This window comes from Paraburkholderia phytofirmans (assembly GCF_046028095.1).
Taxonomy (GTDB): domain Bacteria; phylum Pseudomonadota; class Gammaproteobacteria; order Burkholderiales; family Burkholderiaceae; genus Paraburkholderia; species Paraburkholderia phytofirmans_A.
Genome location: NZ_JAQQDJ010000004.1, coordinates 401967 through 416596, shown reverse-complemented (window position 1 = coordinate 416596; position 14630 = coordinate 401967). Strand labels below are relative to the sequence as shown.

At 60.1% G+C, this 14630-nt stretch carries 8 protein-coding genes; 5 read left to right on the top strand and 3 right to left on the bottom strand.

What is annotated here, in order from left to right; all coding sequences use genetic code 11:
- Positions 1 to 14 precede the first annotated feature (14 nt).
- Complete coding sequence (locus PQR54_RS14505; RefSeq protein ID WP_408246709.1) at positions 15 to 1487, bottom strand: DUF1254 domain-containing protein; 1473 nt, start codon at positions 1485 to 1487, stop codon at positions 15 to 17.
- A 66-nt stretch (positions 1488 to 1553) separates the two neighbouring features.
- A complete protein-coding gene (locus tag PQR54_RS14500) occupies positions 1554 to 2972 on the bottom strand; it encodes a DUF1254 domain-containing protein (RefSeq protein WP_408246707.1) in 1419 nt (472 codons plus the stop codon).
- 446 nt (positions 2973 to 3418) lie between these two features.
- Between PQR54_RS14500 and PQR54_RS14495 the strand changes: the two genes are divergently transcribed.
- Complete coding sequence (locus tag PQR54_RS14495; protein WP_408246705.1) at positions 3419 to 5500, top strand: acetate--CoA ligase family protein; 2082 nt, start codon at positions 3419 to 3421, stop codon at positions 5498 to 5500.
- 331 nt (positions 5501 to 5831) lie between these two features.
- Positions 5832 to 7160, top strand: coding sequence for an NAD(P)/FAD-dependent oxidoreductase (locus tag PQR54_RS14490; protein WP_408246703.1), 1329 nt, complete (start codon positions 5832 to 5834; stop codon positions 7158 to 7160).
- Between the two features lie 483 nt (positions 7161 to 7643).
- Here PQR54_RS14490 and PQR54_RS14485 read toward each other — a convergent pair whose 3' ends face one another.
- On the bottom strand, positions 7644 to 8222 hold the full coding sequence (locus tag PQR54_RS14485; protein WP_408246701.1) for an alkyl hydroperoxide reductase subunit F family protein: 579 nt from the start codon (positions 8220 to 8222) through the stop codon (positions 7644 to 7646).
- Between the two features lie 941 nt (positions 8223 to 9163).
- On the opposite strand from PQR54_RS14485, the gene PQR54_RS14480 reads away from it, so the two are divergent.
- The 3 genes from PQR54_RS14480 to PQR54_RS14470 all read left to right on the top strand — a co-directional run bounded on the left by PQR54_RS14480 (position 9164) and on the right by PQR54_RS14470 (position 14611).
- Positions 9164 to 10462: an ATP-grasp domain-containing protein gene (locus tag PQR54_RS14480; RefSeq protein ID WP_211608442.1), complete on the top strand. Its 1299-nt coding sequence runs from the start codon at positions 9164 to 9166 to the stop codon at positions 10460 to 10462.
- Between the two features lie 10 nt (positions 10463 to 10472).
- Entirely contained in the window at positions 10473 to 13172 is a 2700-nt protein-coding gene (locus PQR54_RS14475; RefSeq protein ID WP_408246699.1) for a CoA-binding protein, read from the top strand.
- Between the two features lie 140 nt (positions 13173 to 13312).
- A complete protein-coding gene (locus PQR54_RS14470; protein WP_408246697.1) occupies positions 13313 to 14611 on the top strand; it encodes an MFS transporter in 1299 nt (432 codons plus the stop codon).
- The last annotated feature ends 19 nt before the right edge of the window (positions 14612 to 14630 follow it).

Sequence of the window (14630 nt, the reverse complement as noted above, 5' to 3'; positions counted from 1 at the left end):
TAGATATTCGCCAGCTAAGGGCTTTCCACAATGTCGGGTAAAGCCCACGTCTTATCGAAAAACGGCTGGGTCGGACCATACCAGCGGAAATAAGCAAACCAGCCTTGCCCTGGCAACGTCTTCACCCAGTTGCTGCGTACGGCCGCCGGCGCCTGCGGCCCGAAATAAATATCCACCGATCCGTCAGCTTCCATCTGCAACTTGTCTTTACTCGACACACCCGCCTTCATCGTATCGGTAACGATCATCGAGCGCGTCAGATTATCGTAGACAGTGACCGCCCAGAACTCCTTGGCCGGAACGTTTGCTGGCACGTGGAGGAGGTATTGCTTGCCACCATCCAGCCATCTGCCATCGTTGTCTTTGGCCGTGCTCATATACTGCGAGCCCGCGCCCACGATAGGTTTGACCATTCCTTCTGCGATCGTGATCGCTTCGAACGTATAGTCGGTACGCTCGTCGAGCTGGCTATAGTTAGCAGCCTCCTGGTCAGGGTTGAGCGTCAATACCCATTCCCAGTGCGTGCCAGGATAAGAAGATGCATTCGCAAGCCGGGGAGCCATGCTGAGAGTTTGGGCCATCAGGAAGCCAACCTGCGCGGCTTCCGTCAATATCTGCTTCTGACGCGCATCCGGTTCGAACGGTTTGCCTTTCTCGATACCTAGCGGCTTGAGCATCGCGTAAAAGAAGCGGTCACGCGGTTCGACCGGCTCCCGGTCGATGACGCTTTCGAGCAATTCCCAGTACTCGAATCCCCGCGGTGCGATCGAGTCCAGCGGGCGAGTCCCGGCGCGCACAACTTGGGTAGGCGGCGGATTCGACGCCCTTGCAAGCGGATAGACGCGGATCTCGGTTAGCGTATTCACGGCTGCTTTGACATCGTTATCGCGGACGAAAGCACGCGCGAGGTACATGACCAGGTTTGTTTTGGAATGCGCAGCAAGGTAGCCCGTAGGGACGGTCCCGTTGAACGCCGGTGGAAGCAGGAGAAACTTGCCGCCTTTGCCTTTGTCAGGACCAAATGGCCCCACTTCGACTACCGGCCTTTGCCATGCGTCGTCGATCACACCGTACGCGCCCGCAGGCGAATCGACCACGACCGGACCATCGCGATTCAGGTCGATGAATACCGCTGCATAGATCGTCGTGTTGTTGCCGGTAAGCGCCTTAACAGCGGGCGTGGTGTAGTTGTCGACGACAGAAACGGTGTTGTAATCGACATCCCAATCCCGCCTGTTCGCCCGGCGCAGCGCTTCCATTGCGACCGCAGGTGTCGCCCAGATATAGGCCTGGCAGGCACGCTGGAAGTCCATCTCATCGTACAGCCTCCTGACCGCATCATTGTCTGGGTAGCCATTCTGGATTCCGATGTTGCCGATACGGGTTTGGAGTTGGCCATCCATCTGCGATGTGTCGGAAGACGGAACAGCACACGCCGACAGGACAACGCTCACGACGCACACTATCGCAAGTGGCTTGAAATGCATCTCTGTTCTCCCCTGGCAGCATCTGGGCTTTGCCGGCAAGTCGTGCCGAGAGGTCTGTGCTTGAGCCTAATGAGCAACGGGTTCAATGTCAGCGAGCCGCCACGACTTGTCGAACAATGGTTTGCCAGGGCCGTAAAGTCGGAACATCGTGAACCACTTTCCCCCTGACGTGGTGTAGATCCAGTTGCTCTCCTTACCCGGCGGCGGTTTCGGGCCAAAGAAGACGTCCACGGAGCCGTCCGCGTTTCTTTGAAGATTCTGGTTGTATGAATCTAAGCCTACGCGGGGCGATTCTCGAATGAATCCCGCAGTATCGAGATCGTAGACGGTTACTGCCCAGAACTGCTTCGCCGGCACATCCGCCGGAACGTGCAGGTGGTAGCTCTTGCCACCGTCGAGCGGATTTCCTTGCGAGTCATGCAATCCGGTCAGGTAAAACGTCGCAGCTCCGAGTTTCGCTGGAGGCGCATAGGCAAGGAAGTAGATCATCCCGCGCGCGTCGACACCCAGATAGTCGGATGTCTGGAATGAGAAACCCGTCTTCGGCCCGAGATTTTCCGGCAGCGTCCACATAGATTCCGGCCACCAGGGCTCGCCTTGATTCAGTGCTGCGATAAACCCTGTGTGTGCCTCGCGCGCCGACTCGGTTAGCGCCGAACTTGCCGCCGGATCAGGTTTGTATTCCTTTCCCTTTTCGATACCCAAGGTACGGATCTGCCCCATCGCCACGAGATCGCGCGTCTGCACAGGCTCCTCCTGGATCATGCGGGCGAGCCGGTCATAAAAAGTACTATCGAATGCGACAGTGCCGTCGAATAATTTTCCGGCCATGTCGATAAAGCGTTGCTCGGGTGGATGCGAGCGCGACGCAAGCGGATAAAGCCTCAGCCGCTTTACCAGCAGGATGGCCTTCGTTACGTCAGAGTCAGACGAAGTGGCAGGGATCGCACGGAACAGCGCATATCCGTTATAGGTGGCGGAGCGCAGTGGAATGTAGCCCGACGGGACCGTGCCTTTGTAGCCAGGTGGGAGGACGAGGTACTTCCCGCCCTTTCCCTTGTCTGCACCCTGCGGACCAACATCGGTCAAGGGCGTTTGCCAGGCATCGAGCATTGTCCCGAACAACCCGGCACCTGCTGCTGCCGGGAAGTCGAGTACGACCGGGCCATCCTTCGTGTTGAAGTTGAAGTAGATGTAGAGCGAAGAAGCGTTCGGCGTGGTCGTCTGGTTCTTCCAGTCGGCTGGTTTTGACCAGTAGACAATATCGCCGTACTTCGCACTTGCATCGCGAAAGAAGGCTTCTCGCATTGCATCGACGCTCACAATCGGCATGCCCCATATGGCGGCTTCAACTGCGCGACGGTGAAGCGCTTGCGTGCCCAATTCCTCCTTGATCGGTGGTGGGCTCTGTTGGGGTTTCGCCGTCTCGGGAAATGAAAAAGAAGAGCAAACTATTGCGAGGAACAGACAAACGAGTCGTTTCATTTGCATCCCTTGGCGAAGCCCGACAGACGGCCGACAGTGCATATTAAACCACTGTTCCCGATTTGCTTACAAAGGTTTCAGGAATGGCCGGTCAGAGTCGATCAGCGGCCGTTCAGTTTGACTCTACGAATGTCGCTTCATGGGCGCACCGAGCCACACGCTGACCGACTCAGGACGACCCTCTTCGTCCAGTAGGACCAGCCCGGTCTTAACGGCGGTTTCCGAGGTCAAGCGGTCGTTCGCGCTGGCGCGACGGCGGGAAAGTGTGGGCCAAACCGCTGGTAGCTAATCCTAACTTGCATGACCGCTTGACTGAGCGAAGCCGATACCCGCATCTCCACGTTCTCCTCTTTGTTGATCTTCTATCGAGCTCTATATTCCAGATTCCGAAGGCGCCCCATGTTGCAGTCGCGATCGCAGAAGGCCACCACCTTCTCGCCCTTGGGATGATTGTGTCCGCTGTCGGCGCATCGGCGGACGCGACCAAAACGTCGGGGCGACCGGTCGCATACCTCAGAAAGCATGGCTTCGACGGTGCCATCTACCCGGTCAACCCCCGTTACGAATCGATCGACGGTCTGACCTGCTATCCCGATGTAGCGTCGTTGCCGCACGCGCCCGACGTCGGCATCGTACTGCTTGGAGCCGAGCGCGCCCACGTTGCGGTAAGAGATCTGGCGAGCCGCGGGACGAGCGCTGCAATCGTACTGGCAAGTGGCTATGCAGAGATCGGCGAGGAAGGCGCGCGGCGTCAGGCGCAATTGATCGAGGCGGCGGGATCCATGCGCCTGCTCGGACCGAATACGATCGGGCTCGTCAACCTGACCGACCGCATCACGCTTTCAGCAAGCGGCGCACTGGAAACCGATGCTTTTACAGTCGGTGGAATCGGCGTGGTATCGCAAAGCGGGGGCATCCTCGGCTCGCTGCTGTCGCGCGCGGCGGCACGCGGCATTGGCTTGTCCAAGCTGGTGTCGACCAGCAATGAGGCGGATCTCGACATGGCAGACTTCGTCGATTATCTGGTTGACGACGATTCGACCTCCGTTATCGCGCTCTACATGGAAGGGCTGCGTCAGCCCGAGCAATTCCGGCGCGCAGCGTTGCGGGCGGCGGCGGCGGGCAAGCCGGTAGTGGTGTTCAAGATTGGGCGTTCCGAATCAGGTGCGCGTTCGGCAGTCTCGCATACGGGCGCATTGGCGGGCTCCGACCGTATGTATGACGCGCTCTTCAGCCAGGTTGGCGTGATTCGTGCCCAGACGTTTTCCGATTTGCTCGATCTTCCTCATGCGCTTGCTACGCGCCGCAAGCTCTCTGGGCGACGCGTGGCGATTCTGACATCGACTGGCGGAGCGGGCACCCTCGTCACCGACAGCCTCGGCATGGCGGGCTTCGAGACTCCGCCGCCCGATGAAGCGACGGCCGCAAAACTGCGCGCGCTGCAAACCGGCGACCATGCGGTGCTCGACCGCAATCCGATCGACGTGACGCTAGCGGGTCTGCAACCGGCTCTGCTGCGTGGTGCGATCGGCACGCTACTCGACAGTAAGGCATACGACGCGGTCGTCGTTATCGTTGGTTCGTCGGGCCTCGCAATGCCCGACCTGATGGCCGGCGCGATCCGCGATTCGCTGCCCGGCAGTGACAAGCCCGTGATGGCATTCGTGAGCCCGCACGCGCCGGAAATCACAAGTTTGCTTAACGAGCAGGGAGTACCGGCATTCCCCTCGCCCGAAAGCGTGACGAGCGCGCTGGCTGCGATGTGGCAGCACGAAAAGTACATGCAGCGCGACGTGGGTCTGGTCGAACGACACCCCGATGCAGAAGTCGACGTGAGCGACTTACCCGATGGATCGCTAGACGAGGCGCAAGCGAAAACGCTTTTTGCCCGCTTCGGTGTGACAGCGGTACGCGAGCGCGTCGTCACGAACGCGAGTGAGGCCGAGAGCGCCGCTCGCGAGCTGGGAAACAAAGTCGTGCTCAAACTGCTGTCGAACACGATCACGCACAAAAGCGATGTCGGCGGCGTTGCGGTTGGGGTCGCTGCCGAGAACATCGGGACACGCCTGAACCGTATGCGGGACGACGTTGAAACCGCGACCGGCGTATCCGCGGAGGCTTTTCTGGTTCAGGAAATGGTGACCGGTGGGACGGAGTTGATTCTCGGCCTTCATCGCGATCCACTGGGCACCGCATTGCTGCTCGGTATGGGCGGCGTCACGGCGGAACTGTTCAAGGACACGACGATGCGCCTTCTCTCCTCCGAAGCGCCGCTGTCGCGTGACGACGCACTCGGGATGATCCGCGAACTGAAAACGTGGCCCCTGCTCGACGGATATCGCGGACGGCCTCGCGCCGATATTGATGCGCTGGTTAGCGCAATCGTTGCGTTTTCGCTGATGGCGGTGCGGCTTGGCGGGCGCATCGTTGAAGCTGAGATCAATCCGATCTTCGTGCTGCCTGCGGGGCAAGGAGTGCGGGCGGCTGACGGCGTTGCTGTACTCGCGTCGGAGGCTCACGACGATTGACGATGCTCTGGTCACACTCGACGAAACATCCCCGCTCGCCTATCTTGCGCGTGCCGGTAACCAGGAAGCAAGAGCGTGGGAATGCGGCGGCTTAGCAAAAACCTGGTCCCGGCAACAGTCTGCAAGATAGCAATTCAAGATTTGCGTCAGCGCCTGGCGGATCATCGTTGTATCCCTTGCGGATACAACAGGATCGTCCTATCGGCGAAGCGGTGAAACATACCAAAATCGTAGCCACTATCTGCGGATGGCGAAATCGCCCTTTAGGTGCGCATTTCCGACGGTCTCGACCGCAGGAACGTACTAAGAAGCGGCAAACAACGGCTATGAAATGCTAAGGATCGACGAAGTCACGGATAGCGAAGGTTTCCCCGAGCGATGCGATGTCGCGGTGATTGGGGGCGGCATTATTGGCGTCAGCACCGCGTATGAACTGGCGCGACGCGGCGTCCAGGTGGCTCTGCTCGAAAAGGGCGTCATCGGCTGCGAGCAGTCAGGGCGCAATTGGGGCTGGGTACGTCAGCAGAACCGCGACCTCCATGAGTTGCCGCTCGCGATGCAGAGCCTCAAGCGCTGGAGCGAACTAAGCGAAGAACTGGGCGAGGACGTTGGGTTTCGTAAGGCGGGCATCCTGTACGGCACGGAGCATCAATCGGACATCGCGCAGTGGGAATCTTGGCTTGCCCGCGCCCGGGAAGTCGGCTTTAACAGCGAGATCCTCAGTGCGCGCGAACTGGCGGCGCGCATTCCGTCCGGACGTGCGAAGTGGGCTGGCGGGCTGTGGTCTGCCACGGACGGCCGAGCCGAGCCGTCGAAAGCCGCGCCTGCGATTGCTCGCGGCGCGCAACGTCTCGGCGCGAGGGTGTATCAGAACTGCGCGGTACGAAGTCTCGATACGAGTGCCGGGCGTGTCTCCGGCCTCTGGACCGAGCGCGGCCGGCTCGCAGCCGACACCGTCGTTCTTGCGGGAGGCGCCTGGAGCGCGTTGTTCTGCCAGCATCACGGCATCGATCTGCCCTCCATCAACGTGATGGGAACGGCGTTGCGAACCGCTGAGGCGCCGGGGGTCATCGAGGGCTGTTTCTCCGGGCCAAACTTCGCGCTGAGGAGGCGGTTGGACGGCGGCTACACGATCGCTGTTCCCGGCTACGGACGCGTGGAACTCGCGCCGCAAAACCTGCGGCATTCGGTGAAGTTTCGGACCATGTTCCGCAGCAAGCTGAAGAAAAAACTGAAGATTCGCGTCGGTACCAGTTTCTTCCACGGACCGGAGGCAAGCGCAACGTGGCGCGACGATGACGTCTCGCCGTTCGAAGAAACGCGGGTGCTGGATCCCCGGCCTGATACCGAATGGCTCGAACGTGCCCTGCAAAATGTGTCCAGCGTGTTTCCCGAGTTGGCGGGCCTGCGGATCGCTCACGCATGGGCGGGCGCGATCGACACGATGCCGGACCTCGTTCCCGTCATCTCGAAGGTTAATGCGAAACCCGGTCTCGTGATCGCATCCGGCTTCAGCGGACACGGCTTTGGACTAGGGCCAGGCGCAGGCGTTCTCGTGAGCCGGCTGGTAATGGACGCGGCGCCGCAGTTCGACATTAAACCCTACAGACTAGCCCGCTTTTCCGACGGAACGACACTGAGCAGCCCCGAAATGATGTGAGTCGATGCCGCGTGCGAGCTTTCGCGGCAGCCCACATCGGGAGGTTGAACCTCCAGTACGATTCGACTGTATTGATGAATGGCCGTTGCAGATCGAAAAGCGGCCGGATATCTTGATTGACCTCGTATGACTGAGAAAGGGTCGCAGTACGCATTCGCTAGCGGTGAGACCGGTCATTCGCGAATGCCGATCTTCGAATGTCGGACAAAGAACTGATAGCGGCCAGACCGACGTCGATACTCGAATGACGGCAATGGCCGATACGCAACACTTCACTATTGCGAATTGAATGGCCGGTTCCTGAGTGGAACCGACGCCTGAATCTCCGAGCGACGGTGCGGGCGACTGACGCTTCATGGCCGACTTCTACCCGACGCGGTCGGCTAACGTCCACGCGTGACAAACTTTCAGCGTTTCAGATAACGACAGCCCCGTGAACGAATCTGCAGGGGTTACGCCACCGATATGATCTGCAGGTCAGTGCTAATGCTTGCCCGCCGCGTGCAGTGCTGCTCTCATGCTCAGTTCTATATCGTGAAGTTTCGCGCCGAGCTCCACAAAGCTGCTGCGCCCCTCACCGAATACCTCGCCGTTCATGTAGATCGTCGGCACAACGCTAATCTCACGCGCCGACACCTCACTTTGAAAAATTCCTCCGTCGATCGTAGTGTTGTGAATCCGTGGATTGATCACCGTCATCATGTTCAGCCCTTGCACAACGTCCACACAGCTTTCACAAGATAGCGAAATATAGGTCTCGAAATCGTAGTCACGTTCCAGCGCTCGAACCTGTTCCATGGTCGTACGGTCGGCAATTACGGGATGTCCTCCAACCTGGAGTATTGCAAGGACAAGAGACGAAAATTCAGGCCCTGTTGGAATGGCGGCAAACTGGATACCGGGTTTTCCTCCCGCCTGCCTGATTGAAAATGATGGCTTACGTGGGTTGCCCTGTTGCTCCCCGATTACCGTCACCAGATCTGTCAACGACGCGATTTCGTTCAACATCGTCACCATCTCGTGCGATTGTTGACTACCGTCCTGCGACACGATCAATTCCACAGGTCTGCGAATGTTTCGCATATACGTCTGCAGTTGTGACCTAAGGCTGACGTTTAACATGTTTCGATCCCATAACGACTTCACAAGTTTATGTCAAGAAGTGCCAGGAGCTCAAATAAATCTGAACAAAAGGTGCAGCGCCGATCTGCCGTCGGAAGCAGAAGCGTGCCAAGCAATGCTCGCTCGAACGGCAGTGCGTTTTGGTGTGCTATCGCACATAGTCAAAGTGTTCGCGAATCTTCTGATAGGGGGCACTCGTGCCTGCGCCGGCCGATAGTTCTATGCACGAAGTCGCTTGCCGAGTCGCGTGCAGCATCGAGATCGGCGAAGCCCGTGTCAGGGAACGCCGGTCGGTACCTGGCCGCGCGGAACAGTGCCTCGGACTGTAGCCGACCCGGAACCGACGGTCTCCGACGAATATCGAATGTCCCGTCATGCGCCGACAACGGACCATCAACTGAAGTCGCCTCAGAGCTTGGACCGCTGGCACGTCTGCCCCGACAGGCCGCGAAGAGAAACGTGGCGGCGATGCCACGTTTCATCCGACTGCATTGATAACACCTGAACATCAATGCTTCAAAAAAATGCACTTATCGCGTAGATCCTTTTGCGTGAGTATCTGTACTCAAGATTCCAGCGACATTGGAACGAAAGTAAAACGCATCGGAGACACGACTATGCACAACGCACGGCGCAACTTGCGCGGCTAACGCGCTGCAAGACATTCCTGCGACCCGCCTTAATGGGCCGTGCAGTCCGCGGTGCAGCCGGTTCAGGCATCGGACAATAAAAGCACGCCCTGGCCCAGCCAAGCCGAACTCCAACGACGCTACGACTGCGTTTCACACCTATCGCTTCCGACTGGCGCGCGTCAGCGTTCAGTCGACAGCGCCGATCGGCCTGTTTCTTTTCTATCGCAAAGACCTTCAGGAGACATTTCCATGCAAATCACCGGTATGTTGTACGGCGCACGCCTGCTGCAATTCGTCGGATTCCCAGCGAGTGAGATCCTCGGCCCGAGCGCCAGCGAGGAGGAAATCAAGACGATGATCGATCGTTATCGTCAGATTTTCATCAAGCCGGTCTTCAAGGGTGGAGTCGGAAAGAAGGGGAAGGCGGGCTTGCTCGGCCGCGCGGGCGATCTCAAGACAGCGTTGGCCGAAAAAGAGCGGTTGTACTTTGCCGAGCATACCGTCGGCCACCTGAAGGCAAAGGCAAATGGCGTGACGTTCGAGGGCGGCGTCCCGGCCCAGCATGAGGTGTACTTTTCGATCACCGATTCCACCCGCTTTCGGGCACCCATGATGACGCTCTCGCACAAGGGCGGCATGGATATCGAAGAGGTCGACCCGAAGCATGTGGCGATGGTGCCCTTCGACGCGTTGACGGGACTCAAGGCGTTCGTCGTGGCGAACGCGCTGAGCGAAATCGGTGCGCCGAAGGAGATCATCTCGCCGCTCGTGCAGCAGTTGCCGAAACTCTGGGAGCTCTTTCACGATTTCGGCATGACGACGCTGGAGTTGAATCCGATCCGCATGCGCGAGGACAAGCACGGACGACTCACGCCGGTTGCCTGCGACTTCAAGTGCGGCTTCGATCGCGATGATCCGCGATGGACGCGCCTCGGACTGCCGCCACATCTGTTCGCGGCGGATTACTCCGATTTCGAGCAGGAGATCAATCAGTTGCGCACGCACCAGGGCCAGAGCGACGTGTATGTGATCAACGAGAAAGGCACGATTCTCGCGCCGACTTTCGGCGGCGGCGCCAACTCGCTCGTCACCGAAATGCTGGGCGACGCCGCGATCATCTCGTCGGATTTCGGCGGCAATCCGCCTTACGCGAAGATGAAAGAAGTAGCCCGCATCTGCTTCAGGCATTGGCTCAAGCAGTCGAATGTGCTTTTCATCATCGGCGGCAAGTCGAATAACACCGACATCTTCGAGACGTTGCGAGCGATGGCCGATGCTCTTCGCGAACACTTCAGCGAGCATGGGCCGACGCCCCTTTACGTGGTGCTCGGCCGCGGAGGACCGAACCTCGTGCGAGGGATGGCCGCGCTGAGAGATACATGCGATTCGCTCGGCCTGCCGTACCGGCTGTTCGGATTTGATTCCGACATCAGTGAAGTCATCCAGTACGCACGGCAGGCGGATGCGTGGATGCGCGCCGGTGGCCGAGCCGAGGTCGCAGCACGGATCGGCGCGCCCACGACCGAAACCGAAACGGCTCAAGCCTGAGGAGAGCGACATGTACAAGCAAACCAGCAACCAGTTCAAGTATTTCGTTGGCGTCAACTCGCTCGCGCAGATCGCCACGCGGGACGATCGCGTGTGCGTACTTAACATCCTGGGCGGTGAGTCTTCAGACGTAACGCCCGTCAGTCATGCGTTTTCGGGCGGCAATATTGTCTTCGGCACGGCGCCGGGCAAGGGCGGCCAGGTGCTCGCCACATCTATCGGCGATATCCCTGTTTACAACAACGTTCGCGAGGGTCTGGAGGCAGGGCATCGCTTCAACTGCGGCGTGGTCTATCTACCGCCATCGGCGGCTCGCGACGGCGTCGCCGAACTGATCCGCGTCAATCCCGATCTGAAGAAGATTTTCATCATCACCGAGAAGATCGCCGTGCACGACGCTCGCGAAATTCGCGCGATGGGGCAGCAGGCGGGCATCGACATCTTCGGGGCGAACGGGCTGGGCGTCGCCGACTCGTGGAATCGTGTGAGAATCGGCGGAGCACTCGGTGGCGATAGTCCAGACGATTCATTGCGCAAGGGATCGATCGCCATCTTCTCGAACTCCGGCGGCTTCAGCACGACGATCGCGCAGTACCTGCGCATGAGCGGCTGGGGCACGTCGACGGTCATCTCCAGCGGCAAGGACGTCTACATCCACTATGCCGCCCCTGAATTTGCCTTTGCGCTCGCCAACGATGCGCGCAGCAAGGCCGCGGTGCTCTATTGCGAACCGGGTGGCTACTACGAGGCCGATGCGGACTTCACGAAGCCGGTGGTCGCCTGCGTGGTGGGCCGATGGAAGACCCGCCTCACGCGTGCGGTCGGCCATGCGGGCGCGATGTCCGGCGGCTCCGACGACGCACAAGCCAAGGAACGCTGGTTCATGGAGAAGTTCGGCGTGGACCGGCTCTTCACGCTCGACGATCCGAGCTGCTCGGCCAAGGGCGCGGTCGTTACGAACATTGCGCATATCCCGGCTGCGTTGACTGCCGTGATGCGCGCCAACGCGACGATGCCCGATTTCGAGCCCGAAGGCAGTCTCGCGCTCAAGCCGTGGTTCAGCTCCAACCAGGGCATCCAGCTTCCGGCCGGCCTTGCGATTCCCGTGGTCGGTGCGGTCGCCCCCTACGACGAGCAGGTCTTGCAGATCAATCGGCAAGTCGGGGCGATTGCGCCGCGTCAGGCGCTCAAGGACGCATCGGGCGCTTCGCAGATGGATGCGAAAACCCAGGTCAGCAGCCTGCATGGCGCCTCAATGCTCGACGCAGCGACACATTCGCTCGAAGCGAACGTCAGCCTTGCCCTGCTTCACGAGTTCGGCGGCGAGAACGACGAGAAACTCATCGATGTGGCAATCGCCGCGTTCGTCAATCTGCACGGAACGCCGGAACTCGCGGCGGCGCAAGCCGCCCGCGAGGCCGGAAACGCGCCCAACGCGATCCTGGCGGCCGCTGCTTCGATCATCGGGCCGAATCGCCAGCGAGCGGCTCGGGATGCCGCGAAATGGATGATCGATCGCTTCTCGGCAGCTGGCCTGACAAGCCCTCTCGATGAGATTTTCGACATCGCCCGGATCGACGCGAGCGGCAGCGAGCCGTTTTTCGCCGACTCAAGCGATCCGCGCGCTGAGGCGATGCTCGCGGGACTCGCCGAGCGTGGTGTCAAGTCGGTGCTCGTCCGCTGGCTCGCGTCTCAGCCTGATCACCCGACGGCCGACGCGGTGCTGGCCGCAATCACCACGACGCTCGCATGGGGACCGCTGATGCGCAAGCGCATCTCGCGCGTTACGGCCGAGAGCCTGCCCTGGTGGACCATGCTGTTCGGGACGCTGATCGGCGCATCGGCGGACGCCTCGCGGCACCGTCCAGACGGCTTCTGCGGCTTTACCACGCAAGCTTTGCTGAACGAACGCAGCCTCACCGAAATCTGCTTTGCTGCGCTGCTCAACCTCGATCCCGGGCCCGACGATCTGTTCGCCTTCAAGACGCTGGTCGGTCTGCTGCTCACCAACGGTCCAGGAGCTATCTCGGCGCAGGGTGCGAAAGGCGCGGTATCGGCCGACGGTCCGGAAAGTCCAGAGCGCGTGCAACTCAACAAGGCGCTGGTCGGCTTTCTCACGCATACCGGCTATACGCATGGCGGCAACGGCTATGAGGGCATCGCGTTCCTGATCGAAGCGTTCCGGGACAGCGGCCTCGCCGATCCATCCGACCCTGCACATGGCGTCGACCTGCGCTCGCTGGCCGAGCGCTCGGTCGAGCGGTATGCGCAATACAAGGCCCGGCAGAAGCATGCCGGCAGCCTCGACATCGCGAAGCTGCCGGGCGTGAACCATCCGGTCTTCAAGGACAGGCCGGTCAACTACGACCCGCGCGAAGTGTTCATCGCGGAACTATGCGAGAAGCGTGGCGAATATAACGTATTCCATGCTTTCTATCGCGAACTGGTGCAGGCGTTGTTCGATGTCGGCGTGTCCCGCAACGTGTACTGTGTAAACGTCGATGCGGTGATCGCGGCGTTGCTGCTGAAGATGCTGTGGCAGCCGCTGCAACGTGGTGAATTGACTGAGACCGATCTGGAAACCGCCGCATTCACGATCTTCCTATATCCCCGCATGCTCGGATGCGCGGCGGAAATCGACGATCACCTGAACCGGGGGCGCAATATGGACACCCGAACGCCCGCGTCGCAGTGCCGATTTGTAGCCTGAGCGCTTTCCCGGCACTGATAACCAACGGACATCAATCGTTTCGAAAATAGCACTTATCGTTTCATGTGGTTCGGGCGAATATTCGACAAACAACAAATCGCCCGAACACCGCAAGTTCAAAAATTTCTGGAGACAACTCGATGCATCCCTCCTCACCCCCACTGGCCCCCGGGCAATCGAAGGCATCCGCCGTGCTACGCGTGACGGCAGGCAACTTCCTCGAGCAGTTCGACTTCTTCCTGTTCGGCTTCTATGCCACGCAGATTGCCGCGGTCTTTTTCCCGGCGGGGAGCGAGTTCGCTTCACTGATGATGACGTTCGCAGTGTTCGGCGCGGGCTTCCTGATGCGGCCGCTCGGCGCGATCATCCTCGGCGCGTATATAGACGATGTCGGCCGCCGCAAGGGCCTGATCGTCACGCTGTCGATCATGGCGAGCGGCACCATCCTGATCGCGTTCGTGCCCGGCTATGCGACGATCGGACTCTTCGCCCCGGCGCTGGTTCTCATCGGCCGTCTGCTGCAGGGCTTCTCGGCGGGCGCCGAACTCGGCGGGGTATCGGTGTATCTCGCCGAAATGGCGACGCCGGGCCGCAAGGGCTTCTTCACCAGTTGGCAGTCGGCGAGCCAGCAAGTGGCGATCGTCATCGCCGCCGCGCTCGGCTTCGCGCTCAATCAGTGGCTCGACACGGCGGCGATCGCCGCGTGGGGATGGCGCGTGCCGTTCTTCGTCGGCTGCATGATCGTGCCTTTCATCTTCCTCCTGCGGCGCAATCTCGAGGAAACGCAGGAATTCAAACAGCGCCAGCATCGCCCGAGCATGAAAGAGGTCTTTGCTACGCTCGTGCAGAACTGGAATGTCGTGATCGCCGGCGTGCTGCTGGTGGCGATGACCACCACGAGCTTCTATCTGATCACGGTGTATGCGCCGACCTTTGGCAAGACGGTCCTGCATCTGAGCACTGCCGACAGCCTGCTCGTCACGCTGTGCGTGGGTGTCTCCAATTTCATCTGGCTGCCGATCGGTGGTGCGCTGTCGGATAGGATCGGACGCCGTCCGCTCCTTCTCGCGATGACGATCCTGGCGATTGCGACTGCCTACCCGGCGCTGTCGCTGCTGGCCCACGCACCGAGCTTCGTCAACATGCTGCTTGTGCTGCTCTGGCTCTCGTTCATGTACGGCATTTACAACGGCGCGATGGTCGTCGCGCTCACTGAGGTGATGCCAGTGGAGGTACGCGTCGCCGGATTCTCACTCGCCTACAGCCTCGCGACAGCGGTCTTCGGAGGTTTTACGCCCGTCATCTCGACCGCGCTCATTCATATGACGGGTGATAAAGCCGCGCCAGGCTACTGGATGAGCTTCGCCGCGGTGTGCGGGCTCGGAGCAACACTCGCACTGTACCGGCGCCGTCGCGTTCCGCTGCATGCGGCTCCCTGAAGCATCGCACGCCTCCTCG